We start from the raw sequence: 26,680 nt of genomic DNA on the forward strand, positions 1-26,680 counted from the left end.
TAAACGCATGATTTCTATTATAATTTCTACCTATCAACCTACGTATTGTAAGGCATTGCATGACAACATAGCTGAAACCATTGGTGACGTGGACTATGAGGTTATTAGCATAGATAATCCTGGAATTATGGGGATTTGTGAAGCCTATAATACTGGTGCGAAACGCGCACGTTATCCTTATTTGTGTTTTGTGCATGAAGATGTTTTGTTTCAAACGCCTAATTGGGGCTTACACCTTATCGCCCATTTTGATGATCCAGACGTTGGCGCCATTGGCGTAGCTGGTTCTGCTTATAAAAGTTATGTGCCCACCACTTGGTCTGTTTTTAAGCCTTATATAGCCATGAATTTGATTCAGCATTTTAAGGCATCAGGGACCGCTACACAATTATATCATATTCAACCCGACACTAATACCAAGCGGTATCAGGTTGTGACTTTAGATGGTGTTTTTATGGCTACACGTCAATCTATATGGCAGCAGTACCCTTTTGACACGAAGACCTTTGATGGGTTTCATGGTTATGATATGGATTTTTCATTGCAAATAGGTGCGCAGCATTCGCTTTTTGTTGTATTTGATATTTTATTGGAACATTTTTCTGAAGGTAGCCCCAATAAGGATTGGATGGCCGCTGCTATGGCTGTATCTACCAAATGGAAAGCTCATTTACCAAAACATTGTATGGCAAGGCTTTCTGAAACCGACCAATTGCAATTAGAAGCTCAAGCCAAGACAGCCTTAAAAAACCGATTAAAACGATTTGGGTATACTGCTTTATACCGTAAACTTTTATATTTAAAATATCTATGAGTTTTAAGGATACATCTGTCGTAATTATTGTTGTAACATATAATGGCATGCCTTGGATTGATGCCTGTTTGCGAAGTTGTCAAAATTATCCCGTCATAGTCATTGACAACCAGTCCACAGACGGTACGGTACGCTATATACAAACTCATTTTGAGGAGGTTTTAGTATTTGAGCAAGACCGTAATTTGGGTTTTGGACAGGCCAATAATTTGGGTATTACCAAAGCTTTGGCTTTAGGGTTTGAAAATGTATTTTTATTAAATCAGGATGCCTATTTAGGAGCTGGGTGTTTAGATGTTTTAATGGAAGCGGCAGCAAAAAATTCTGAATATGGTATTTTGAGTCCAATACATCTAAACGGGAGCGGTTTGGATTACGATACACAATTTTTTAAATATGCTACTATTGCAGGACCACATTTGCCAAGTGAATTTAATAAATTAGGTGTTGTTAAAAGTCTGTTTCAGGTGCCTTATATAAATGCTGCGGCTTGGTTTGTAACCAAAAATTGTTTGGAGCAGGTGGGCGGATTTGATCCTTTGTTTTTTCATTACGGAGAGGATAATAATTATTGTCAGCGCGTTCGTTATTCTGGTTTATCTGTAGGTGTAGTTACTCATGCTTTTGTTAGGCATGATCGGGAATCACGGCCTAAACTAATCGTTGAACCTGGTAGTGTGATTTATTTTGATCGGTTGGAACGCAAGCTTAAAAGTAGGTATGGTGATATTACTCAAGCTAATTTTAAAGATCTGAAACAGCTTCAATACAAACGCTTTAAGGAATTTATTAAAGCTATGCTTAGATTTCAACTTACTGAAGCGCGGATTAAGATTCAAGAGGTTTTGCTCATTAAACGGTTGCTACCCTTAATTCAAGCTAGTAGGACGCGTAATTCAACTCAAACCATTAAACGTTATTTATGTTCAAATTAAAGCCCATAAAAAAAGCACTAAAGCCCAAGATTATACAACTTGCTTTGCGTTTTAAACATTATAACATGGCTGATGCCATTATCATTTTTAGTGAAGCGCGAGGCGGCAGTACTTGGTTGATGGAGTTGTTGAAACATATTCCAGGTGTTATCATAAATTGGGAGCCTTTGCATGTTAATCGTGGCGTGGTGCCCAAGGCTTATAAATTAGGTTGGCGACCCTGCATATTGCCAGATAGCACTGACACTAAACATGTAACCTTGTTTTCGAAAATATTTAGGTTTAGCGTATTTAATACTTGGACTACGCGTTATGTTTTTTGGAAGGATTTGAAACATTCCAAACATGTTTTGACCAAATTTGTGAGGGCCAATCAAAGTTTGCCGTGGGTGGTGGCAACCTATCCAGAGCTGAAACATAAACCAGTGTTTTTACTTCGCCACCCCATAGCTACTTGTTTATCACGTTTAAAAACGTTTGAAGGGGTAGATGCTCAAAATATAACGACATTAACTCCTGCCAAAAAATTTGACATTCCGGACTGTATCAATAATATGCGTTTTATTGAACACCAGCATTATATTGATAGTTTGCAAACCCAGTTGGAGGTGGAAATAGCTGTTTGGTGTGTTAATAATGTGGACCTTATAACCCATAAAAATCAGGATACTTGGTATACTTTGTATTATGAAGATTTGGTGATGCATCCTGAAGACAGTTTTCAAGCTTTATTGCAAGGGATAAACATACACCTGCCTCAAGACATTTTATCACGAATAGATTATAGAAAACCTAGTAGCACTAATTTCTATGGTAATCTTAAAGCATTGCCAAAGCATCAGTTGGAATCGTTTTTAAACAAATTAGAAGCAGACCAGCTACGGCGTATTCAGGGTGTTTTTGATTATTTTGATTTAAAGGTATATTCTGCTTTTAGTGCTTATCCCATAAAAAAAACTTAATGCAATTAGAGCAACCTTTAATTTCTATTATTATTCCCACGTTTAATCGTGCGCATTTAATTGGTGCCACGCTCGATTCTGTTTTAGCACAAACATATCTTAACTGGGAATGTTTGGTAATCGATGATGGGAGTACTGATAAGACTTTAGAAGTCTTGACTGTTTATATGAATCGGGATAAACGGTTTCAGTATCACCCACGTCCCGAATCTCATTTAAAAGGCGGAAATGGTGCCAGGAATTTTGGTTTTGAAAAAAGCAAGGGAGATTATATTCAGTGGTTTGATAGTGATGATCTTATGGATCCTAATCTTTTAGATATGCAACTTGGTAATATACTTACCAATCAAGCTGGATTTTCACTTTGTTTATTCGATTTGATTGATGAGAATGGGGATGCGCTTAAAAAGGGAATAGCTCACAGTTTACAAGATGGTTTTTATTATGATTATATAATAAGAAGGTTACCAGCCAATTTGCCGACCATTCTATTTAGGAAATCTGTTTTAGTAGGTCATCCATTGAATGAGCATCTTTTAAAGTCGCAAGAATACGAGTTTTTACAGCGTTTTTTCAGGATGAACCACGATCAAGGTGTGATGTTGAACAAAGCCTTGGTTCAGGTTATACGTCATTCAGAATCCATTACGGAGCAGCATACGCCAGGCAAAGTCGCATCGGCTTTAGACGCGTTATTAATAACAAACTCTGAATTACCAAGTACCAAACCAACCTATATACGCAGCGCATTGGCCATATTATATTTGCGGACTTTATATCTTGCTTTTACCAGCAGGATGACAGATGTTTTTTATAAGTATTTATTGAAAATGCGTTACTTTCATTTTTATAAATCTTTATTAAGCATTGTTTACCTTAGTTTAATGTATATTTTGGTTAAAGTTATGCCGATTGGTAATTGGCATTATAAGAATATTTATAACTTGTATCGCTAAACAATACCTTGTACATGGCATTAGACACGTTAATTAAAGTTAGGCATATTTTTCAGTCCTACCCGATATTTTATCAGCCTTATATACCTCCCGTTATGGATGTGTTACGGGTGCATCCCGAATTGGATTTTGGGATACAGGTATTTCAGGGAAGCGCAGATCAATTTGTGCATAAAATGCCAAACTATTATTATAGGCGTGTTTTTGAAAAGACATATCAAATTATAAAAAAGCCCACATATCCTTTAAATTATTTAGAATGGTTGCTGCTTCAGCAAGATGTACATATTATACATGTTCAGGATTCTTTTTTATTTAAAAAAGTAATTGGACTTCTTCATATGGACGCTTCTAAAAGACCAAAAATTGTTATCACGTTGCGCGGAAATGATACTTACGTTAAACCTTGGATTCAAAATGAATGGAAAGATTTTTATAAAAATTGTGGTCATCAGGTTGATGCTTTTGTTGTGATGAGTACCCATCAGAAAAACTATTTACATACCAATTGGGGCATAGCACTTGATACAATTTATGTTATACCTATTTCATTTGGAAATGAACAAGCTGTTGTACCTAAATCTGTTGATGGTTCGGTTTTAAAGATTGTTTCCGCTTTTAGAATGTGTTGGGAGAAAAATATTGCTGGTAACTTGCAGGTTATTCGGGCTTTAAAAGCACGTCAAGTACCCGTTCATTATGATATTTATGGCGATGGTCCTGACGCAGGCCAAGTCCCTTTTCTTATAGAGCAGTATGGTTTACAAGACCGTGTAACTTATCATGGAAGCGTAAGTAATGCCGTTTTAAAAACACATTTGCATACAGCCCATATTTTCCTACAGTTAAGTCATTCAGATGCCCTGCCTACCAGTGTTTTAGAAGCGCAAGCGCTAGGTTTGCCCGCTATTGTTTCTAATAGTGGTGGTTTGCCAGAATCTATTATTCCTAATACGAGTGGTTACGTGGTTCAGACTTCTGATGTTGAACAAGCTGCTGACTATATTTTGGAATTATGGGGAGATGCAGAAAAATACGCTCACTTTTCCGAAGCAGCCATACGGCATGCGCAGACAAATTTCAGTGTTACAAATGAAGTTGACCGATTATTAGCACTCTATAAAACTTTAATTGATTAATTTGAAAGCACCCTTAACAATCGCCATTTATTCCGGTGCCATACCTAGTTCTGCTTTTATAGAGCATTTGATAGCAGGCGTGGCGGAGACGCATACCGTGTTCTTGTTTGGTTCGGTTAAGCGGCAGGTGCGTTATACGAACCCCAACATTCGGGTTGTAGAAACACCCAACCATCAAGTGCGAAATGTGTTATTTACGTTTTGGCGGGTTTTGTGTTTGTTGTTTACACGGCCTAGATTGATTGGTGTGGCTTATACGGAAGCTAAACGCTATAATAGCCTTTATGAGCAATGGATGCGATTTTCCCGTTTTGTCCCCGTTTTATTATATAGACCTGAAGTTTTTCATATTCAATGGGCTGGCAAATTGGACCGATGGGTATTTTTACGGGATGCCTATGGCTGTAAGCTTGTATTAAGCTTGCGTGGGACACAGATTAATATTTCGCCACAAGTACGACCCGAATTGGCGGAGATGTATGTACGTCATTTTCCAAAGGTGAGCGGTTTTCACGCTGTATGTGATACCATCAAGCAAGAGGTATTACAATTTGGTGTGGATGCTGAACGGATTCGCACTATTTATAGTGTATTGCCAGAGACTGCTTTTAAGTCCTTTAGATTGCCGAAACGCATTGCCGATAACCGTGTTTCTTTGGTGTCGGTTGGTAGGCATCATTGGGTAAAGGGCTATAGTTATGCTCTAGCAGTGGTTAAGCTCTTGGTGGAACAGGGGATGATGGTGCAGTATACCATAGTGGCACCTGAATCAGCACCAGAAGATTTGATTTTTGCGGTGCATGATTTAGGGATTCAAGATTATGTGCAATTTGAACAGGCCATGGCCCAGTCCGAATTGTTTGGTTATATTCAGGGTTTTGATGTGCTTTTGTTGCCTAGCTTAAGTGAAGGTATTGCTAATGTGGTGTTGGAGGCGATGGCATTGGGCGTACCCGTTGTGTGTACGGATAGTGGTGGGATGGCTGAAGTTGTTAAGTCTGGAGAAACGGGTTGGTTAGTGCCTGTTCGGGATCCTGAAGCGATGGCGTTGGCGATTGGGCAGATGATGCAAACACCGGAAGATGACTTACAGCGCATGGTTAGCCAGGCGCATGCGTTTGTAAAAACAGAATTTCAGAGTACCGATAGTCTTAATCGTTTTTTGGAGCTTTATGATGATGTTATGGTTTGATGATTGGGGTTTTATTGAGAGGTTAGCTGTGTTGAACCTACGGTTTCTTTGCTTTCTTCCTAACGGCAGACAGGTGCTGCGCGCGCTCTGAATGACATGGTCGCTGCGTTTTGGATGATATAGTTTTTTATGAATCGCTTAATTTTTTGATTGTTGTCTTTTTGTTTATGAGATTCCTAAGTCGCTGCGCTCCTCTGAATGACATGGTCGCTGCGCTCCTATGAATGACAAGATACGCTGAATGACAATAGGGGCTTTGGTTGATATTTGGGTTTTATTAAAATGAGATTAGCTACGCTGAACCTTCGGTTTCTTTTTATACTACCAATGCGCCAGCTGGTAATTGCGATAAAACAATCCACTGGATTGTTTATTGACGCTTGTTCCTCCTCTGAATGACATGAGATTAGCTGCGCTGAACCTTCGGTTTCATCGCTATGCTCTGAATGACAAGATACTCTGAATGACATTGGATGCTCTGAATGACCTGGTCGTATTTAAGATGCAATTTTGCTTAATTTTATTTACGTTTCCGTTGCATTTCATTTCCGATTTCAAAACCTATTTTAGTATCTTGCCCTCAACATTGATATATGATAATAAAAACACCCATCATACCTATTAAACAAACCTTTGCCAAGGTTGATGCACCGCATGACTTGCATTTGGAAGCGATTTGTATTTTTGCTGCAACAGGTTTTTTTTTGGATCAAGATACCTACTGGAAAGATGAGGTAGTTTTGCCTGCTGCTTCTATATGTGAGCTAGACGCTGATGGTGTGTTGCAGTCTGTAACTCCTTGGTTTACATGGGAGCCTACCCCTAGTAGTATGAGTTTTGATGCGGCTTTGGATGCCTTTTCTGAATTGTTTAAGACAATCACCGCTGAGCAGATAGGAAAGAAGCCTGTTATTTTGCCACTTTCTGGCGGGTTGGATAGTAGGACCCAAGCTATTGTATTGAAAGCATTAGGTGCGGATGTACATGCCTATAGTTATGAGTTTGAAAACGGCTATCCTGAAACTAAGATTGCGGAACAGATAGCCCAACAGTGTGATTTTCCATTCAGTTCTTTTAAAATACCATCTGGCTACCTTTGGAATCAGATAGATGCTTTAGCGGACATGAATGGGTGCTATTCTGATTTTTGTAGCCCAAGGCAATTAGCTGTATTAGAGGAACTCAAGAAAATGCCTGGTGTTTTTTCATTAGGGCATTGGGGGGATGTGCTTTTTGATGATATGGGGGTTTCTAAAAACCTGACTTTAGATGAGCAGACCGATGTGGTTATCCAAAAAATAGTGAAACGCGGTGGTCTGGATTTTGCACAAACACTTTGGGATACTTGGGATTTAGAAGGTGATTTTAAGGCTTATTTTTATACCCGTGTTCGTGATTTATTAAAAAAAATTAACATTCCAGAAGATGCCAACACGCAAATACGCGCTTTTAAAAGTCTGTATTGGGCACCACGGTGGACGTCCATTAATCTTGCTGTATTTGAAGCTGCACACCCTATAAGCTTACCGTATTATGATGATCGTATGTGTGCCTTTATTAGCAGTCTGCCCGAAGCATTTTTAGCGGGTAGGCGTTTGCAAATAGCTTATATTAAAAAGCATAGTCCTGAGTTGGCCCAATTGACTTGGGATTTTTATCATCCTTTAAATTTGTATACCTATACGAATTATAAAAAAAAGAGTGGATTTGGTTATCGGGCTTTAAATTCTTTACGATATCGTGCAAAATTAGCTATGGGTAAAACTGTGATTCAGCGGAATTGGGAGTTGCAGTTTTTAGGAGATGAGAATGATGCGGCATTAAAAGGTTATTTGTTTTCAGAAGATTTGGAAACTTTAGTGCCTAAAGCAGTTACTGAAACTATTTATAAGCAATTTAAGACCGGTGATTCGTTGCTTTATGCTCATCGTGTTGGGATGTTGTTGGTTTTTTCTGTGTGGGCTTCAAATTTTAACAACTCTTGGATAGGGTCTGATTAAACCAGAATTTTTTAATTTACGACAAATTTTAAAGTCTGATTTTTTAATAAAATATTATGTGTGGATTTTTAGTTGAATATAATCTTGCAGGTCCAAAAGGGGTACGTAAAGAACACTTTTTGGATTTGCTGGCGCTGTCCAACAAGCGTGGTCCTGATAGCATTGGTTATGTTTCCATAGAACCTAATTTGCAGATGGGTTTTAATAGGTTGGCTATCATGGATACTTCTTTGGCGGGACAGCAGCCTATGGATAGTCCACATAAACACTACACGCTTGTATTTAATGGGGAAATATATAACCATTTGGATTTGCGCAAACAACTTGATTTCCAGAACTATAATGGTTATAGTGATACGGAAACCATAACCGTTTGTTTAGAAGCATGGGGAATAGACAAAACGGTGAAAGCACTTAACGGCATGTTTGCCATGGTAATTTATAATCATGAGAATCAAGAATTAAGCTTGGTTAGAGACTTCGCCGGGATTAAGCCGTTGTTTTATGGATGGAATGGTAAAATACTCATTGCAGCCAGTCAATATGATCAAGTTAGAAAGCATCCCCTTTATGCCAAGACCTCTATAAACGAACAGGTGCTGAAATTGTATTTACAACAGCATTTTATGCCAGCACCTTTTGGGTTGTATGGCGATACCTTTCAGGTGTTGCCTGGCGAAATCATTACGTTTACTAAAACTGGTTTGAAAAGCCATGTGCGTTATTGGGAGTTGCCAGTTGACGAAACGGAGTTTATAGCTGAAAAAGAAGCATCGGCACGTTTTATAGGGTCGACATTAGATAGGGTGGTGGCGAATCAACTGTTGGCCGATGTGCCTGTTGGTGCATTTTTGTCGGGCGGTGTCGATTCTACGTTAATAGCAAGTTCTCTAAAAAAACAGCATATTAATACGCACTTGTTTACCATAGGCTCTGATAGCAAAACCCATGATGAATCTGCACGTGCCCAACAATTTGCCGAGGCATTGGATATGCAGCAAACGATTTGGCATTTAGACGCTAAACAGATGCTCTCTTTTTGGGATGAAGCCATGGAAGCACTTCATGAGCCCATGGCTGATTTTAGTATCTTGCCCACTTATTTAGTGTCCAAATTAGCTAAAAAACAGGTGACGGTTGCTTTAAGTGGGGACGGTGGTGATGAGTTGTTTTTTGGGTATGAACGGTTTTGGAGTGTTGGGAAAAATATTAGTTATCAACACTATCCTAGTTTACTTAAGAAAGGGTTGTATGGTTTTGATAAATATACTACGGGCAATACAAACTTAAATGGTGTGCTTTTAGCTTCCAAGCAATCTCAAGCTCATCAAGGTATCCACTCTCGGTTTAGATTGGAATGGTTGCATGCTTTGGCACCGCAGTTACAATCTGTTGGATTACCGGCTGCCTACCAGGTTTATGCTTATGAAAACACGAAAGATATTAGGACCTTATTGCAACATATGCGTCATGCCGAATTTTATGGTATGATGCAAAAAACCTTACGGAAAGTGGATTTAGCTAGTATGGAAAATAGTTTGGAGGTGCGGGTTCCTTTTTTGGATAAGCAGATGATAGAAGCTAGTTTGCAAATAGACCCCTTGGCTAGCTATGGTGAATACAAACGCAAGCAAGTCCTTAAAAACGTTTTACACCAGCGGATTCCATCAATACCAGAAGAGCAGGTAAAGAAAGGTTTTTCTATCCCTTTGACAGGCTGGTTTCGAAATGATTTGAAACCTCTCATCACCGAACGATTGTTAGATGCTGATTTAACTACATTTGGATTCGAACGTGATGCTATAGAAAGCATGCTACAGACACATAGTAGTAAACAAGCTGATTTAAAGTGGCCCTTATTCACCTTATACGCCTTGCTAAAATGATAAAAATCCTATTTACCATTCCTAATTTTGATACTGCAGGCAGTGGCAAAGCCTTGTTGCATGTGGCTAAACGATTGGATCCTAAACGGTTTGAAGTTCATATTGCTTGTTTACACAAACGTGGAGCATTTTTTAATACAGTTGAAGCTTCTGGCATACCGATACATGTTTTAAATTATACAACACCCATGAAACCGTATTTAAAGGGATTGAGGCGGTGTTATGATATCAGTAGACAGTTTAAAGCTATTAAACCTGACATTATTCATAGCTTTCACTATGCCGCCGATTATTCAGAAGCATTAGCTGCAAAATTAGGTGGTACACCTTGGGTTTATACTAAAAAAAATATGAATTGGGGAGGGGCTTCTAAAAATGCATGGCATTTAAGAACTTGGTTAGCGACCGCGGTTATTGCTCAAAACACGGATATGTTAATGCAATTTTTTAGTAAGTCGCGTAAAACCATTTTAATTCCTAGAGGTGTTGATATAGACACATTTGTACCATTACCGAAAAACGCTGATTTATTTCAAGAATGGGAATTGGAAACCAACCAGCGTATATTAATGTGTGTAGCTAATTTGGTACCGGTAAAAGGTATTGAAATTTTGTTACAGGCGTTTTCACTTGTTAGTGCCCAATTTCCCGAATGGAAACTTATGATTGTGGGAGACACTTCTAGTTCTTATGGTGCATCTATGCTAACTTTATCAACTGAGTTAGGTTTGAGTGACCACGTGTTATTTTGTGGCAAGCAAAAAAACGTTTCTGGTTATTTAAGTTTAGCTGAAACGGTTGTTTTGCCAACGCTGGATAAAGGAGAAGGCTCTCCAGTTTCTTTATTGGAGGCTATGGCGGCTGGCAAATATGTATTAGGTTCGGATGTTTCAGGAATAAGAGATCAATTAAAACCTTATCCTGAACATTTGGTAAATGCTGGTGATGTTGAAGCTTGGCGTATAGCTTTAGAAATTTGCTGCTCTAATGCTAGAATTATAAATTCACAAATTGGAAAAAAGTTTAGAGATTATGTGGAAGAAAATTACTCTATTGATAAAGAAGTATTATTGTGTGAAAATTTATATGTCAATATTGTAAATAAAAATAATTAAAGCATCAGTTAGAACCCTTCAGTAAACATGAAAACTATAGGATTAGTACTTTCACGGCCGCCTGCATATTCAGAAACCTTTTTTAATTCCAAGATTCAGGGATTACTTGAGAACGGGTTTATAGTCGTGTTATTTACTGGGCCCTGTAATGAAACCTATCCGCATTGCGAGCATAAAAAAAGTCCGAAGGTTCAAAAAAACTTATTTCTACAACTTATTAATATGTTTTGGGTTGGATTCACCTTATTGCCTTATTTAAAAACGGTTGTTAACTATTATAAACTAGAGAAAAATTACGGTAGCTCAAGTAAACGTATTATAGAAAAAATTTATTTAAACTCACCATTATTACAATTTAGAGGTGATTGGTTGCATTATGGCTTTGCGACTTTGGCTATAAATAATGAATTCGTTGCCCAAGCAGTAGATGCAAAAATGGCGGTGAGTTTTAGGGGGTTTGATATAGATGTTTATCCCTTAAAGCATCCAGGTTGTTACGATCTACTTTGGCAGCGGGTAGATCACGTGCATACAATTTCCACTTATTTAATAGAACGCGCATATGATTTAGGGCTGCCAAAGGCCACGCCATTTCAAAAAATTACGCCTGCTATTGCTCTGGAAACGTTTCCATGGCAATCCATAAAAACGTTTAACACACCCATAAAGATGCTAACGGTATCTCGACTACACTGGATTAAGGGCTTATTAGAAACTTTGGAGGCTTTGGCAGTATTGAAGCAAAAGGGTATTTTATTTCAATATACAATTATTGGTTCGGGTGCTTTATATGAATCTTTAGCGTTTAGCATTCATCAATTGGACTTGAGGGACTCTGTTGTTCTACAGGGGCAGCAAGCCCATGATGTAGTCTTGCAAGCCATGCATACAACCGATATGTATTTGCAATATAGTCATTCTGAAGGTTTTTGTAATGCTGTTTTAGAAGCACAAGGGGCAGGCGCTTTATGTTTTGTAAGTGATGGCGGTGGCTTAACAGAAAATATTATTAACGACCAAACAGGATGGGTGGTCCCCAAACGCCAGCCATCTTTATTAGCTAAACGCCTTGAGCAGGTCATAGGTTTAACGGACATTGAGAAACTAAAGGTGCGTGAGCAAGCGCGATTGCATGTTATGTCTCATTTTGGATTGGAGGAGCAGAATAAGCAATTTATCCTGTTTTATCAGGATTAGAATATCTATTTTTAAGCGATGAAAATTCATTATCCAGAGATAGCATATTCGGAAGTTGATCGTTCTCAATTGTTTCCGCTTTTAAAACCCTTTTTAAAAAGCGAAGCCTTTACTGATGATGCACGTAAGAGAATGTATGCCATTACGGATAAAGATGTTTCTTTTGTTTCCGAATTGGAACAAGCTGATATAGCTATTTTACCGATGTCTTGGAATTATTATACACGAGAAAATATACAGGATGTCGCTTTGGCCTATATAAATTTAGCTACTCGTATGCATAAGCCTGTTTGGATAGTCCTGTTGGGTGATATCGGGTTGCCAATACCTGAACTAAAAAACACCATTGTATTTAGAGCCAGTGGTTATCAAACTAAGCTACCCATTTGGCATCAGGGAATGCCTGTTTTTATTGCTGATCCTCTGGAAGGCTTTTATAAAGCTGCGGATATTAAGACCAGGCCTTATAGTCCAAAGCCCCGTATTGGGTTTTGTGGTTTGGCTAGCGGAAACAAGTGGGTTGCGTTTAAAACGCTTTTGAAAATAGGGTTTAAAAACCTAGGTCATTATTTTAAATTATATGCGTATACACCAGAAGCTTTTATTGCGGCACCTTATTTTAGATATCAGTGTTTAAAACCCATGATGCAGCACTCTGGGATAACAGATCATTTTATTATGAGGACAAGCTATCGTGCAGGTGCTCGTAGTCATAAAGAAAGGGAGACATCCACTTTAGAATTTTATAATAATATACAAGAATCGGATTATGTTATGTGTGTTCGTGGTGCCGGTAATTTTTCCACACGGTTTTACGAGACATTAGCTATGGGACGGATTCCAATTTATGTGCATACGGATGGTTTGTTGCCTTTATCGGACACTATAGACTGGAAAAAACACGTTGTTTGGATTGAAAGGCATGAAATTTCTGATATTGCAGAAAAGGTTCTTGCTTTTCATAAAGATTTAAATGACATTACACTCAACGAATTATTTACGGCCAACCGGAATTTATGGCTGGATTCTTTACGAATGGGATCTTTTTTTAAACATTACACGAATGAACTTTAAAAAACAATTATCTGGGATTTGGTATGCATGGAACCAAAATAAAATAGCTTATGTATCAAGTAGTTTATGCGGGCGGCAACTGACGACGACCAAAGGAACTGTTCGGTTAAAACCTGATCAAGATGATGCTTGGTTTTTTGAATTGGCAAAACATCATCAAATTATCTTTGATATTGGCGCCAATGTTGGCTATACAGCTTTGTTGGCAACTATTCAAGATCCAAACAGAGTCTATCTTTTAGTAGACCCTAACCCGAAAGCATTGGCACAAGCCAATGTGAATTTATTAGAAAATAATTTAGGTTTTAAAGCTTTATACTATTCGGCTTTTGTAAGTAATAAACTGGATGAAGATATGACGTTTTATACGATAGGCGCAGGAGCAGCTGGAAGCATGTACCCTGAACATGCTAAATCTGCTGCTGCCGTAAATTCGTTTAAGGTTGTAAAAACTGTTACTTTAGATTTTTTGCACATGTATTACGCTATTGATCCGGATTTAGTAAAAATTGATGTGGAAGGTGCTGAGGCTTTAGTGATGCAGGGTGCAACCCATTTAGCCAAAAAAACTCAATGTTTATTTTTTATAGAAATGCATGCTGTTGAAGGCTTAACTATGCAAGAAAATGGTCGAAAAATATTAGATTGGTGTCAGCAAAATGAATATAAGGCTTGGTATTTGAAAACGGGTCAAATTTTACAGGATAGCGAAACCATTAAACAACGCGGTAAGTGTCATTTATTGTTAATACCAGAAGATGAACCCTATCCGGATTATCTAACAGGTATAGCCGAACGAGCCGATTTACCATCGCATATATAATTTAGAGCACATGAATATTATAGTGGGATTCCTAAAAAAGCCTAGCGCATATTTAAAAGTTGCCAATCAAGTTTTTACTAGATGGATACGAACATATGCTTATAGAGGTTCTAACGTTATTTGCGAAAATTGTTCTTGGCAAGGTACCCAATTTTTTGAGGGAGAATGTCCTAATTGTAAGTCCCTGCCACGTACAAGATTGATTCCGTTTTCTATTGATTATTTTGATCTTGCAAAAACTAAATTAAAGGTGTTACATGTAGCTCCTAATAAAACAGAATATTTTGGGGTTAAAACTAAATTACATGATGTTATGCAGTATGATAAAATGGATATCAGAGCTGTAAAACATGTTAATTTGGTAGAAGATTTAACGCAGTTAACACTTGAGGATAACACGTATGATCTGGTTGTAATTTGGCATGTTTTTGAGCATATTGTGGAAGATACTAAAGCTATTTCTGAAGTGTATCGCGTGTTAAATACGGGTGGGCAATTATTGATGAGCGTTCCTATTTTTCCTGTTCATAGTTTAGCGACTTATGAGGATGTAGCTATTCCTTATGCCAATTACCAAGAAATTCATGGGCATGAAGATCATTGTAGAAGTTGTGGGTTAGATTATTATAAGCGCTTTGAAGCGCATGGCTTTAGAACAGCTGAATTACAAGTGCGTGATTTGGATGATTCTTTAGTGAAAAAATATGCATTGAGCACAGGACATGTTGCTTGGTGTTTTACAAAATAAAAGCTTAAAAAAGATGTCTTTAAAAAAACGTGCTGTAAAATTATTAGCAAGAACCTATTTCCAGCCATTCTATAAAAAACTTCATTACTTGGCATTAAAAGGAATGAACTATGGTTCCGCTAACAGTCCTTCAGATTCAGGTGAAATATCGGTATTGAAAATATTACAAAAAGAACTCCCAATGAATCCTGTTGTTTTTGATGTTGGAGCTAATAATGGGCAATATTTGGATTTTATTCTTAATTATTTTAGGGAATTAAACCCTAATATTCACGTGTTTGAACCGGATGCTGTTGCTTTTAGGACGTTAGAAAAACGTTTTTCAAATAAACCAAACATCCATTTAAATAATTTGGCTCTAGGTCATACCCAAAAAACAGGTACTTTATACTCTAGTGGTATTGGAGGTGTAGATGGTAGTTTGGTGGATACTGAAGAGAAAGATTTAAAGAAAACTACCATTTCGGTAATTACTTTGGATGATTATTGCAAGCAACATACAATTGAAAAGATACATTTTATAAAAATAGACGTTGAAGGTTTTGAAATGAATGTTCTTAAAGGGGCAAAAGTAGCTTTAGAAAAGCAACATATTGAGCGCATTCAAATAGAGCACGGTTCGCTACAATCTATTATTGCAGGTACTACCTTATATAGTTTTATTAAATTATTAAAGACTTATCAATGTTACCACATCAAACAAAATGGTATTTATAAAATTAACTATGCTCCCATTGAGGAAATATATTATAATTCTAATTATTACTTTAAATTTAAAGAATAAGTGCTATTTCATTTTTTAAAATACTTACAACCGGTTCATTATTTTACGCTAAACAAAAGTAATGGGGTGTCGGCGTTTCCAATAGTTGAAAATTTACCTTTAGACATCGTTAGTCAATTAGATAATGATACTCAATTTTTGAGTGACCATGCTCAAGCTTATGATCTGTCTTGGCAAGCCATTCATAAGGGCTATATAGGAGATTCCGCCACTTATCTCGAGTTTGATACCCTGCCTTTAGTAGATAATTATCGTTTTATTCGGAAATATTTTCATTCAGCATGGGTTATTTATGTGCTTTTGTTGCGGCTTATTAGTTTTAAAAATCCGTTGAAAGAACTAAAGGCTTTTTACAACACCAGACTTACCAAGCGAAGTTCCTATTTAAAAACACCTATTTTGTACACAGATTGGGCACATTTTCAGTCCAAGTTATTTGAACGTCAGCCCAAAGTATCTGTAATTATTCCCACACTAAACCGCTATGTGTATTTAAAAGATGTTTTGGCAGATTTAGAATTGCAAGATTATCCTAATTTTGAAGTTATTGTTGTAGATCAGTCGGACCCCTATCAGCCTGATTTTTATTCGGAATTTCAATTGGACTTACGAGTGGTTTATCAAGAAGAGAAAGCTTTATGGTTGGCACGGAATACCGCAATTAGGATGGCTACAGGTAAATATGTTTTATTGTTTGATGATGACAGTCGGGTAGATGGGGATTGGATTTCAAGTCATTTAAGATGTTTGGATTATTTTCAAGCCGACTTGTCCTCTGGGGTTTCTATCTCGACATTAGGTGCTAAGGTGCCGCAAAACTATGCGTATTTTAGAGTTAGTGATCAGTTGGACACCGGAAATGTTTTAATCAAGAAAGACGTTTTTAAAAAAATAGGGTTATTTGATAGGCAATTTGAAAAGCAGCGGATGGGCGATGGAGAATTTGGCTTACGCGCTTATTTACATGGTTTTTTAAATGTATCCAACCCGTATGCCAAACGCTTACATTTGAAAGTGGATTCTGGTGGCTTGCGCGAGATGGGCAGTTGGGATGCATTCAGAACCAAAAAATGGTTTGCCCCCAGACCTATTCCAAGTGTGTTGTATTATTTTAGGACCTATTATGGAAATCAGGCTGCACGCTGGGCGCTTTTGCGATCCGTACCTTTGTCCATTATGCCTTATCAATTTAAAAGTAATAAAAGGCTCATGGTTGTTGGTGTTTTTGTTTCTTTGTTGCTGTTTCCCGTTGTGGTTTTTCAAGTGTTGAAGTCTTGGAGAATGGCTGGTGTGAAGTTGAAGGAAGGGAGTTTGATAGAAGAGTTATGATTTATGATTTATGATTTATGATTTATGAGTTATGAGTGAAAAGATAAAAGTGAAGAGTTACTAGTTAAAATGCATCAAAATATATTAGGTTGAATAAAAAACACATTCTTATTGTTACTTCTGAATTTCCACCGCAACCGGGTGGGATTGGGAATCATGCGTATTATTTGGCTTTGTATTTGTCGAAAAATGGCTATGGAGTTTCTGTGATTGCGGATCAGCGGGATGTTTTTAACCGTGAAGAGATAGCCTTTGATGCGGGCTTACCTTTTGTAGTAGAACGGATTACACTAAAGACGCAGCGTGTTTTTATGTATTTTAATCGCGTGCAGAAAACCTTGCGTTATTTTAAGCAAGCAGATTATGTGATTGCTACGGGGAAGTTTTCGCTTTGGAATGTGGCGTTTTGTTCTTTGTTTTATAAACGCCCAAACATGGCCGTCATTCATGGGAGTGAAGTCAATTTTAAGTCGGCAGGAAATCGGAAAGCCATTGATACCTCTTTAAAACGTTTTGATACGCTCGTGGCCGTATCTGATTATACGGCTCAATTGGCGGGGCATTTAGAACGTGATATTCATGTAATAGCAAATGGTATTGATTTGAAGGCTTGGGAACCGGAAGGGCTTCAGAAAGCTATTTTACAGGGAGATCCTATTTTAACGACTGTAGGGAGGGTGAGTACCCGAAAGGGGCAGTTGCAAGTGATTCGATTATTACCCGAGATATTAAAAACCTATCCGAATCTACATTATCATTGTGTTGGGATTCCAACCGAAGCTGCTGACTTTAAAGAACAGGCTAAACAATTAGGCGTTAAAGGCCATGTGACGTTTCATGGTGCGGTATCTGAATCTGATTTGAAAGCCATGCTGTTGGCCACCGATGTGTTTGTGATGCTGAGTACGGAAAGTGAGTCTGGCGATGTGGAAGGTTTTGGGATTGCGATTTTAGAAGCCAATGCTTTTGGGGTTCCCGCTATAGGCTCTAAAAATTGTGGGATAGAAGATGCTATATTAGATGGGCGATCTGGTATTTTAGTGGATTCTGAAGATGTAGGTACGTTTCAAAGAGCCTTGCAGCTTATTTTAGATGCACCAGACACTTATAGGAATGGTGCTGAAATCTGGGCGACTGATCATGCTTGGGAAACTATTATTATGCAGTATATTGTGCACATAGAAGGATGAACATGAAACTTGCCATTATATCCCATACCGAACATTATAAAACAACCGACGGCACTCTTGTTGGTTGGGGGCCGACGATTACTGAAATTAATAAATTATTACAAGTTTTTGATACTATTTATCATGTTGCCATGCTTCATGAAGGAGAGGCGCCTAAAAGTGCACTGCCTTATATTTCTGATCGGGTGGTGTTTGTATCCGTGCCAGCATTAGGCGGCAGAACGCTAAAAGCGAAGAGTCAACTAATTATTCAGGCGCCCAAGGTGTTACGGATTATAAACGGCGTTTTAACACAGGTTGATTGGTTTCAGTTTCGTGGACCAACAGGGATTGGGGTTTATGTGATTCCTTTTTTAGTTTTGTGTGTTAAAAAGCCTGGATGGTTTAAATATGCCGGTAATTGGAGCCAGGAGCGCCCTCCGCTTGGTTATAAGTTACAGCGTTTTATGATGCGCAATCAATCACGAACCGTAACCATAAATGGACGTTGGGCTAATCAACCCCAGCAATGTTTAAGTTTTGAAAATCCCTGTTTAACAGATATAGAACTTGTTGAAGGTGCCGCGTTGGCACAACAAAAATCTATTTCGGGTTCTATAACCTTTTGTTATGTTGGACGTTTAGAGGCGGAAAAGGGTGTGGAGCGTATTATTCAAGCAATTTCAGGTTTGACCGAAAGCGCTAAAAAACGAATACAAGTTGTTCATTTAGTTGGGGATGGCCGAGACAAACGGCATTTTGAATCTTTAGCCGATCAATCTGGCGTTCCTTTTATATTTCACGGTTTTCTATCACGAACCGATGTTTTTGAAATATATAAGAAAAGTCAGGTTTTCCTCATGCCTACAACCGCTTCCGAAGGATTCCCTAAAGTAATTGCAGAAGCCATGAATTATGGTTGTCTTCCCGTGGTATCTGATATTTCCGCCATCGGTCAATATATTACACATATGGAAACTGGTATTTGTTTAAAAGAAGTAACCTGCAGCGAATTAAAAGTTGCTATTGAACAGATTTTACAAATGAATATTATGCTCTATCAGGAGATAGTAAGAAACCAAAGACGTGTTGTTAAACTATTTAGCTTTAACCATTATAATAAACGTATAAAAACAGAAATAATCATTTGAATTTTAGGGGTTCTAAATATAAGCGCAACAATTACGTTACTTTAATTGGTTTACATGTTCTTTTGGGAATAGGTTTGTTTTTGTTTAGACCATTAGGTAAACCTTTTTTTGTTGCCGCTATGGTTTATTTTATTGCTCGTATTGTAATGGCTGGCAACAAGCGAAAAACGCAAGAAATTTTATTGGCATCTGCTTATTTTGTTGGAGCAGAGGTTCTATTTCGAATGACTAAGTCCGGTTTGTCATACGAAGCCTCCAAGTACCTTGTAATTTTGTTTATGAGTATGGGTATGTTTTATCAGGGAGCTTCAGGTAAAGGCTATCCTTATTTTGCTTATTTAATACTGCTAGTTCCATCCATTATTGTTGCGTCTATAACTTTGACCTTTGAAGCAAAGTTTAGAACCAATATAGCTTTTGTATTAAGTGGCCCTGTATGTTTAGGAATGGCAGCAATGTATTGTTACGATAGGAAGGTGAGTCAGCAATTGTTACTAAACATTTTGTTGTACATTGCACTACCCATTATTACACTAACTACGTACTTGTTCCTATATACACCTAGTTTGAAAGATGTATTAACAAGTACGGCTTCTAATTCTGCAGCATCAGGTGGGTTTGGGCCGAACCAAGTTGCTACAGCACTTGGTTTGGGAATGTTTATTATGGCTGTAAGGCTTTTTTTGAAATCGCCAAACATGGGATTAAAGCTTTTGAATATGGCTATTTTTATCATTATGTCTTATAGAGCATTTGTAACTTTTAGTCGTGGCGGTGTGATTGCTGCTGTATTTGTCACCATGGCTTTCTTATGGACACTATATTTTCAATCCAAAAGTAATATGAAGAATCAAATTATTGGTTCCTTAATTTTGGTTGTAATCGCCGCTTCTACATCTTGGGTTATCAGTTCTAATCAAACAAGTGGACTATTAGATAAACGCTATGCTAATGAAGATGCTTTGGGTAGAGAAAAGGAAGACATTGCAACTGGTCGAGTAGATATATTTATGGATGAAATGAATGGTTTTTTAAGTAGCCCCTTTTTGGGAGTAGGTGCTAGTCGGACAAAAAACATACGTGTTGAGGAGGGTATAGGTCACCTACCATCGCATAACGAAATAGGAAGGTTACTTTCCGAACATGGCTTGATTGGAGTACTTATACTTCTTATTTTAATTTTTAAACCTTTATCCTATCGATCAACGAATAGAAATAATATTTTTTTTTATGCCTTTTTAGCCTTTTGGTTTGCCACCATTAATCATTCAGGTATGCGAATTGCAGCGCCATCATTTATTTATGCTTTAGCCTTATTACATATTACATATGACAAACGTCCTTTACATAGGAAACAAATTAAATAGTAAACGCAGTAATTTAGCCTCTATTAGTGTTTTAGGCCCATTGTTAGAGCAAGAAGGGTTTAAACTGTTTTATGCCTCAACTTATAATAATAAGGTAAGACGTATGTTGGATATGTTATGGAGTTGTATTCAATACAGAAAACATATAGATGTTGTATTGATAGATACCTATAGCACTCAAAATTTTTATTATGCGTTTTTAGTTAGTTTGCTTTGCCGATCACTAAAGCATAAATACGTTTTGAGTTTAAATGGTGGTAATTTACCCTCACGATTGAATTATAATCCTAGACTTTGTTCTATTTTATTCAAACCCGCTTCTCATTTAGTCTCCCCTTCAGTTTACTTGAAAGAAGCCTTTGCTTCATATGGCTACAACCATGTTACTTATATACCTAACAGTTTGCAATTAGAGCATTATCCGTATCAAGAGAAAAGCTTTGACACGATTCGCTTACTTTGGGTACGGTCGTTTTCCGAAATTTATAATCCGTCACTAGCCGTTCATGTTTTAAAACGCTTACAGGATGCTGGTTATGACTCTGAACTTTGTATGGTTGGGCCTGATACAGGGGATGGGAGCTTCCAAGCCACTAAAATGCTGGCTGAAGATTCAAATGTTACTGTACGGTTTACAGGAAAACTACCTAAAGCAGAATGGTTAGCCTTGGCGGCTGATTATAATGTATTTATAAATACCACTAATTTTGATAATATGCCTGTGAGTGTCATAGAAGCTATGGCATTGGGTCTACCAATTGTGTCTACGAATGTTGGTGGAATGCCATACTTAATACAAAATGGGAAAACTGGTTTTTTACTGCCAACTGATGATGCGGTTGCTTTTGAGCGGGCAATTATTAAGATGGTTTTGGATGTGGATCGCACACAAGAAATGGCTGCTCGCGCTCGTGCTATGGTGGAGGGGTTTGATTGGGAGCTTGTTAAGAGGAAGTGGTTTGCCGTTTTGGATATGTAGTTCCTAGTTTCCGATTAGAAGTGGTGAGTTAAAAGTGACAAGTGAAAAGTGAAAAGTTAAGAGGGAAGCGTGAAGCGTGAAAAGTGAATAGTTGAAAATTGGGGTTGGAGATTGTTGCGGTTGGGGATTAGCAGGTATTTAGGTGTGGGCTTTGTTATTTTAACTTGAATGCCCGGGTTCTGTTCGTAAACTTAAAACTACAAATTGTAAATAAACTTGCAGGGTTTGGTGAACTTATTATCTTTACAAAGCTATTAATACACTCATGGGAAAACAGGCTATTCACTTTAATATTTCGGAACGTAAGTTGCTATTGCGTCTTGTTGATATTATAAGTATCCTGCTTTCCTTATATTTTGTGAGTGATTGGTTTCATTTTGATTATTTTACTATTACACCCGAAAATTGGACGTGGGTTGGGGTATTAATCATTTATATTACCATTTTTGGAACTATATTTGAACTGTATGATTTGCAGAAGGCCAGTAAACCTCATATTGTATTTGCCAATATTATTTTAACGGCCTCGGTTACCGTTCTATTCTATTTATTAACACCCTTTTTTACGCCCTTATTACCTTCTAACCGGTTACAGATTGTTTATTTTTATCTCGCCATCATTGTTGCTTTAAGTCTTTGGCGTTTAATATATGTTACTTTTATAACCTCACCACGTTTTTATAAAAAAGTTCTTATTGTTGGTGAAACTTCCAATATTGAAACCATTGTTGACGCTTTTAAAGACGCGGACCCGAACTATAAGATTGTAGGCTATATTAATTGTGAGCAGGTGGCTTTGGACACCGTAAAATTTAAAGATATTATTGAGTATCCACCAGAGGCTTTGCATCAGGTGATTCAAGAACAATCTATTTCAGAAATTGTCGTAGCTAGTTATAATGCTGAAACCATTACTTCGGACATTTATTACGATTTAATTACGCTATTAGAACGGGGTTTCCCCATTAAGGAATATACCCAAGTTTATGAGGATATGACCTATAGGGTGCCTGTACAGTTTGTACGGAAAGACTTTTATAAGTATTTTCCGTTTAGTAGGAGTAACCACAATAAGTTGTATTTGTTTTTTCATCGGGCGTTTGATTTATTTCTGGCCTTTATAGGTGTTTTACTAGGTGTTTTTATTGTGCCTTTTGTATTGGTAATCAATTTGATTGGGAACCGGGGTCCTTTATTTTATTTTCAAGAACGGGTTGGTAAAAATGGCAAATTATTTCAGATTATCAAATTCCGAACCATGGTTACCAATGCCGAAACGGGCGGCGCTGTTTGGGCGGTTAAAGATGATTGCCGTATTACCCCTTTTGGCACCTTTTTAAGGCGGTCGCGTGTGGATGAAATCCCCCAGTTTATCAATATTTTAAAGGGGGATATGAGTTTAATTGGTCCTAGACCTGAACGCCCTTATTTTGTTAAGGAACTATCTCAAGTTATTCCTTTTTATGAAACACGGCATATTGTAAAACCAGGTTTAACGGGTTGGGCTCAAGTGAATGTCCGATATGGTAATACGGTTGAAGATAGCTTGTTGAAGCTTCAATATGATTTGTACTATATTAAACACCGCAGTTTTTTCCTAGACTTCAACGTGATGGTTAAAACGGTTGGAACCATGCTTTATTTTAGGGGGCAGTAGTTTTTTTTAGTTATGAGTGAAAAGTGAAAAGTGAAAAGTTATAAGTGAAAAGTGAAAAGTTATAAGTGAAAAGTTATAAGTGAAAAGTGAAAAGTGAAAAGTGAAAATTGACAAGTGAAAAGTTATAAGTGAAAAGTGAAAAGTTTCAGATTTTCAAAGCTTTTAAGACTCTAATTGCTTTTTAAAATAGCTAATGAGGTATATATAACGAAGCAGTAATGCGATAAAAAACGGGATAAGCGCGGGTGCGAATTCCTGAACACCAATTGTCCAATGAAAAGCCATTAAAACGCCCATAATTACCAGAAACTTCATAAACGGGATAATCCATGTTTTCGGATGTTTTTTTGCAATCTGCCAAAGGAGTAATCCGTTTAAAGGAAATGCCCATAATAGATTGTAATTATAAGCCGCAGTTTGGTGATCTGTTGCAAACCACAACAGTAATATAAGAATTCCCAATAGTGTTGTTACAAGGAGTAGGGTAGCATCTAAAATTTTATTTCTAGTTTGTTTTTTATAATCCGAATAAGTTATACCCAACATTATTAAGCTGATGATGCTAAAAATAACCAAGGGACTCCATAAAAATTCGGTGCTTGACGGATTTGGTTTTTCCTGGTATACGTTTTTTTCACGTTTTACCAATTTTCTCGCTCCAATAGTTGCTTCACTAAAAAATGTTTGGATATAGGCCGGTAAAAACATGTGCTCTTCGGGGGTAGCTTGTTGGTCTATTACAGAGCCTAAAGCCAGATCAATACCCACACTTCCCCATGAATTTGCTGGTACTTTACCGCGAATGAGGTGTCTAAAAGTTTGCGGTTTAAAGTTTTTAGGTTCGTGAAAGATGATATTGTTGTTAAGGACGTCCTGCAGAACGTCTTTCATTTTTGTTGCACAATTATCAAAAAAGAAATCGTATAAATAGTCGCGATTTTCTGGTTTGTAATTATTAACCAAGAAATTAAGTAGGGCTTGTTTTTCTTCTAAAGTCAAATTTAAAACTTGCTCGGTAATGGTTCTGTTTTGCCAAATATAAAAGGCCTCAAGATCCTTGTACTTGCTTTTTCCGATGGAATAGTTGAGTTTTCCTTGGGCGAAATTTAAATAAAAACCTGGTTCGTTAAATGGAAAGCGGCCATAATCATAGCCTACGTCTAAATTGTTAGCACGATCGCGAATTCGGAATATATTATGTCCGAACGCATCGTTTAAAGAGGTTCCAGGGCCAATGGTTATAACACTTACTTCTGCTTGTGATGATAATTGCTGGCTATATAACTGTTGAAAACAGAGCAGAATAAAAAGACCTAAAATACGGATGTTCATAAACCGGTTATCTAAAGATGCTAAAATCTAGTTTTAATGAAAATACATTGGAGTAGAGGGCCACACTTTGGTCGCCAATATCGGTAAAGGCATAATCTACTTGAATACCTTTGTACTTAAAGCCTAAGCCTATACTCGGTTGAAAGGATACGCTTTCGGTGTTGTCTATTTGTAATTCATTTTGAAAGTTACCAACGCCTGTGCGTAAAAACACCATATCCAGATAGCCGAATTCAAAACCAACAGCTGGTGAAATACTAGCAACAGATGTTGAAATAATATCGTTATTTTGTTCGAAGCGTACATTTAAATCTACTTCCGCTAATAAGGTATAATCATAGCGGATAATAAATTTTTTGGAGGCTCCTAGTTGAAGTTTTGGAATGGTAATTTCGGTTGTTTCTGGTAATTCTTGATTTTGACCTTCCACGGCATTTTGGATGGTGGCAAATTCTTCTTCATCAATAGCCCAAGCATTAAAGGTGGTAGTAATATCGCGGGCCATGATACCAAATTTCCAATTGCTATCGGTTTCAAACTGAATGGCTGCATCTAAACCAAAACCCCAGGACGATGCGAAGTCGCCAATAATTCTGCGGATTACCTTGGCATTTATTCCATAATTTAAACCGTCTAAAGGTAATTTTCTAGCATAGGAAAAGGTGACACCATAATCTGCTGTTGAGAACAAACTAATTCTGTCGTAATTAATATTGCCTTCGTCATCAATTAATTGGGTGGTATTTAAAATATCATCTACCGCAAAACGGATAACCGAAATACCAATAGCAGACCGATCATCAATAGGCATGGCAAAGGCTAAATAATCATAATTGGCAATATTAGCGAAATAGCTAGAGTGCATGAGGGCTAGTTGCTTATCCTCAATATTTACAAGTCCCGCTGGATTCCAATACCCCGAGTTAACATCGGCAGAATGGGCTGTTACCGCATTACTCATACCCAATGCCGCCGCATCCACACCAATATTCATAAATTCGTTAGAATATTTTCGGACGGCTTGACCATATACTGTTACAGAGACTAAAAAAACCAGTGCTGTGGTTCGTAATGCTTTCAAATACAATTCTTTTTTTGCAAAGATGCTACAATTTTTCAACATATTAAACTTCAAAATCGTTGAGTTATTGTTTGTTGATTGTTTTTATATGTCAATTATGAGGAAATTGGTTGTAATGAATACAGATTGTTGTTTTTTAGTTGCTTCTCGTGGAGATGTTAAGTTTTAGAATTATTGAGTTAATGGGTTAATGAGTAAATGGGTTAATGAGGTGTTGCTTTATTTGTGAATTAATATTTTAAATTTTTGAACTTATGATGTGCTTCGCAATTTACTTATCGCAGTATTTCTTTGTTCTATTCTTTTGTCTTGATACGGATCCTTCGCTTTGCTCTGGACAGGCTACCCAAAAGATCAAAACCGTTTTTACGAAATTACTCATGCACGTTATTTTATTTTTAGGTATTCGTGAATGCTCCGCATTTTCATGCGTGACGCAAGCTTTTTTCTTAAGATTATTTCGGAATGTTAATTGCATTTTGGTCATAACTCCCTTGATACTTGATGGTTTCGTTTATTTTGTAGCTTGCTATTTCTGAAATCGGTTGGATTTAGGTATTTTTCGTTTTCTTGAAAACTGCATAAAAACCTTATCCTGTGGATGGCAACCGCTGCGCTAGGCCATCCTCCGCTGTCCTGCACTGCGGCTTTTAATTGTTTTACTACGGAAACGAAACGTAGGCCGTTTGTCAGTTTTATTACATACTTTTCACCTATTTCATATTTGTTAAGCATTTTAAGGTTTTGAATAAATTCCATATTCCAAAGGGGTATTTAGCTGTAGAAATTGAGTTTTCTGCTTTTCTTTTCTTTTTTACATTGCCTAAAAAAGAAACAAAAAACGCTAGGCTGATTTTCGTTTGCTTGAAAACTGCATAAAAGCCTTTGCCTGCGGATGGCAACCGCTGCGCTAGGCCATCCTCCGCTGTCCTGCACTGCGGCTTTTAATTGTTTTACTACGGAAACGAAACCTAGGCCGGTTGTCTGTTT

At 37.4% G+C, this 26,680-nt stretch carries 23 protein-coding genes and 1 pseudogene; 20 read left to right on the forward strand and 4 right to left on the reverse strand.

The genetic code is table 11. The annotated features are described in order from the left end of the window. Positions 1-7 precede the first annotated feature (7 nt). The 20 genes from ACFPH8_RS09005 to ACFPH8_RS09100 all read left to right on the forward strand — a co-directional run bounded on the left by ACFPH8_RS09005 (position 8) and on the right by ACFPH8_RS09100 (position 23,277). Positions 8-814, forward strand: a complete 807-nt coding sequence (locus tag ACFPH8_RS09005; RefSeq protein ID WP_376860306.1) for a glycosyltransferase — start codon at positions 8-10, stop codon at positions 812-814. Continuing rightward, a complete protein-coding gene (locus tag ACFPH8_RS09010; RefSeq protein ID WP_376860308.1) occupies positions 811-1,749 on the forward strand; it encodes a glycosyltransferase family 2 protein in 939 nt (312 codons plus the stop codon). Before ACFPH8_RS09005 ends, ACFPH8_RS09010 begins: the two co-directional genes overlap by 4 nt. Further along, positions 1,737-2,711, forward strand: coding sequence for a sulfotransferase (locus ACFPH8_RS09015; RefSeq protein ID WP_376860310.1), 975 nt, complete (start codon positions 1,737-1,739; stop codon positions 2,709-2,711). The genes ACFPH8_RS09010 and ACFPH8_RS09015 overlap by 13 nt, the downstream gene beginning before the upstream one ends. Then, positions 2,711-3,667 carry a glycosyltransferase family 2 protein gene (locus ACFPH8_RS09020; protein ID WP_376860312.1) on the forward strand — a complete coding sequence of 319 codons (957 nt, stop codon included), beginning with the start codon at positions 2,711-2,713 and terminating at the stop codon, positions 3,665-3,667. The genes ACFPH8_RS09015 and ACFPH8_RS09020 overlap by 1 nt, the downstream gene beginning before the upstream one ends. A gap of 14 nt (positions 3,668-3,681) precedes the next feature. Next, positions 3,682-4,806: a glycosyltransferase family 4 protein gene (locus ACFPH8_RS09025; RefSeq protein WP_376860314.1), complete on the forward strand. Its 1,125-nt coding sequence runs from the start codon at positions 3,682-3,684 to the stop codon at positions 4,804-4,806. A gap of 79 nt (positions 4,807-4,885) precedes the next feature. Beyond that, positions 4,886-5,998, forward strand: a complete 1,113-nt coding sequence (locus ACFPH8_RS09030) for a glycosyltransferase family 4 protein (protein ID WP_376860316.1) — start codon at positions 4,886-4,888, stop codon at positions 5,996-5,998. 593 nt (positions 5,999-6,591) lie between these two features. Beyond that, entirely contained in the window at positions 6,592-7,998 is a 1,407-nt protein-coding gene (locus ACFPH8_RS09035; RefSeq protein ID WP_376860318.1) for an asparagine synthase-related protein, read from the forward strand. Positions 7,999-8,054: 56 nt separating this feature from the next. Next, on the forward strand, positions 8,055-9,884 hold the full coding sequence (asnB, locus tag ACFPH8_RS09040; protein ID WP_376860320.1) for an asparagine synthase (glutamine-hydrolyzing): 1,830 nt from the start codon (positions 8,055-8,057) through the stop codon (positions 9,882-9,884). Next, positions 9,881-10,999, forward strand: coding sequence for a glycosyltransferase (locus ACFPH8_RS09045; protein WP_376860322.1), 1,119 nt, complete (start codon positions 9,881-9,883; stop codon positions 10,997-10,999). The genes asnB and ACFPH8_RS09045 overlap by 4 nt, the downstream gene beginning before the upstream one ends. Before the next feature lie 27 nt (positions 11,000-11,026). Then, entirely contained in the window at positions 11,027-12,196 is a 1,170-nt protein-coding gene (locus ACFPH8_RS09050; RefSeq protein ID WP_376860324.1) for a glycosyltransferase family 4 protein, read from the forward strand. An 18-nt stretch (positions 12,197-12,214) separates the two neighbouring features. Beyond that, the gene (locus ACFPH8_RS09055; RefSeq protein ID WP_376860326.1) at positions 12,215-13,270 is read left to right on the forward strand and encodes an exostosin domain-containing protein; all 1,056 of its coding nucleotides are present in this window, start codon (positions 12,215-12,217) and stop codon (positions 13,268-13,270) included. Then, positions 13,260-14,093 carry an FkbM family methyltransferase gene (locus ACFPH8_RS09060; RefSeq protein ID WP_376860328.1) on the forward strand — a complete coding sequence of 278 codons (834 nt, stop codon included), beginning with the start codon at positions 13,260-13,262 and terminating at the stop codon, positions 14,091-14,093. Before ACFPH8_RS09055 ends, ACFPH8_RS09060 begins: the two co-directional genes overlap by 11 nt. A 10-nt stretch (positions 14,094-14,103) precedes the next feature. Next, a complete protein-coding gene (locus ACFPH8_RS09065; protein ID WP_376860330.1) occupies positions 14,104-14,841 on the forward strand; it encodes a class I SAM-dependent methyltransferase in 738 nt (245 codons plus the stop codon). Positions 14,842-14,854: 13 nt separating this feature from the next. Further along, positions 14,855-15,625: an FkbM family methyltransferase gene (locus ACFPH8_RS09070; RefSeq protein WP_376860332.1), complete on the forward strand. Its 771-nt coding sequence runs from the start codon at positions 14,855-14,857 to the stop codon at positions 15,623-15,625. Then, a complete protein-coding gene (locus ACFPH8_RS09075; protein ID WP_376860334.1) occupies positions 15,626-16,954 on the forward strand; it encodes a glycosyltransferase family 2 protein in 1,329 nt (442 codons plus the stop codon). Between the two features lie 89 nt (positions 16,955-17,043). Continuing rightward, positions 17,044-18,144, forward strand: a complete 1,101-nt coding sequence (locus ACFPH8_RS09080; protein WP_376860336.1) for a glycosyltransferase family 4 protein — start codon at positions 17,044-17,046, stop codon at positions 18,142-18,144. Between the two features lie 2 nt (positions 18,145-18,146). Continuing rightward, the gene (locus ACFPH8_RS09085; protein ID WP_376860338.1) at positions 18,147-19,274 is read left to right on the forward strand and encodes a glycosyltransferase; all 1,128 of its coding nucleotides are present in this window, start codon (positions 18,147-18,149) and stop codon (positions 19,272-19,274) included. A gap of 80 nt (positions 19,275-19,354) precedes the next feature. After that, a complete protein-coding gene (locus ACFPH8_RS09090) occupies positions 19,355-20,641 on the forward strand; it encodes an O-antigen ligase family protein (protein WP_376860340.1) in 1,287 nt (428 codons plus the stop codon). Further along, complete coding sequence (locus ACFPH8_RS09095; RefSeq protein ID WP_376860342.1) at positions 20,604-21,620, forward strand: glycosyltransferase family 4 protein; 1,017 nt, start codon at positions 20,604-20,606, stop codon at positions 21,618-21,620. Before ACFPH8_RS09090 ends, ACFPH8_RS09095 begins: the two co-directional genes overlap by 38 nt. 265 nt (positions 21,621-21,885) lie before the next feature. Next, positions 21,886-23,277 (forward strand): sugar transferase, encoded by a 1,392-nt coding sequence (locus tag ACFPH8_RS09100; RefSeq protein ID WP_376860344.1) that lies wholly within the window; start codon positions 21,886-21,888, stop codon positions 23,275-23,277. 162 nt (positions 23,278-23,439) lie between these two features. Here the strand turns inward: ACFPH8_RS09100 and ACFPH8_RS09105 are convergent, their stop codons facing one another. From ACFPH8_RS09105 to ACFPH8_RS09120, 4 genes and pseudogenes are all read right to left on the reverse strand, one after another. Continuing rightward, positions 23,440-24,609 (reverse strand): lipoprotein N-acyltransferase Lnb domain-containing protein, encoded by a 1,170-nt coding sequence (locus ACFPH8_RS09105; protein WP_376860346.1) that lies wholly within the window; start codon positions 24,607-24,609, stop codon positions 23,440-23,442. A 7-nt stretch (positions 24,610-24,616) separates the two neighbouring features. Next, complete coding sequence (locus ACFPH8_RS09110; RefSeq protein ID WP_248395081.1) at positions 24,617-25,690, reverse strand: putative type IX sorting system protein PorV2; 1,074 nt, start codon at positions 25,688-25,690, stop codon at positions 24,617-24,619. 483 nt (positions 25,691-26,173) lie between these two features. Beyond that, positions 26,174-26,449: a hypothetical protein gene (locus tag ACFPH8_RS09115; RefSeq protein WP_376860349.1), complete on the reverse strand. Its 276-nt coding sequence runs from the start codon at positions 26,447-26,449 to the stop codon at positions 26,174-26,176. Positions 26,450-26,464: 15 nt separating this feature from the next. Continuing rightward, positions 26,465-26,680: pseudogene (locus ACFPH8_RS09120) on the reverse strand (hypothetical protein); the annotation flags it as partial.

The organism is Bizionia hallyeonensis (assembly GCF_042657385.1).
In the GTDB taxonomy this organism is placed as follows: Bacteria; Bacteroidota; Bacteroidia; order Flavobacteriales; family Flavobacteriaceae; genus Algorimicrobium; species Algorimicrobium hallyeonense.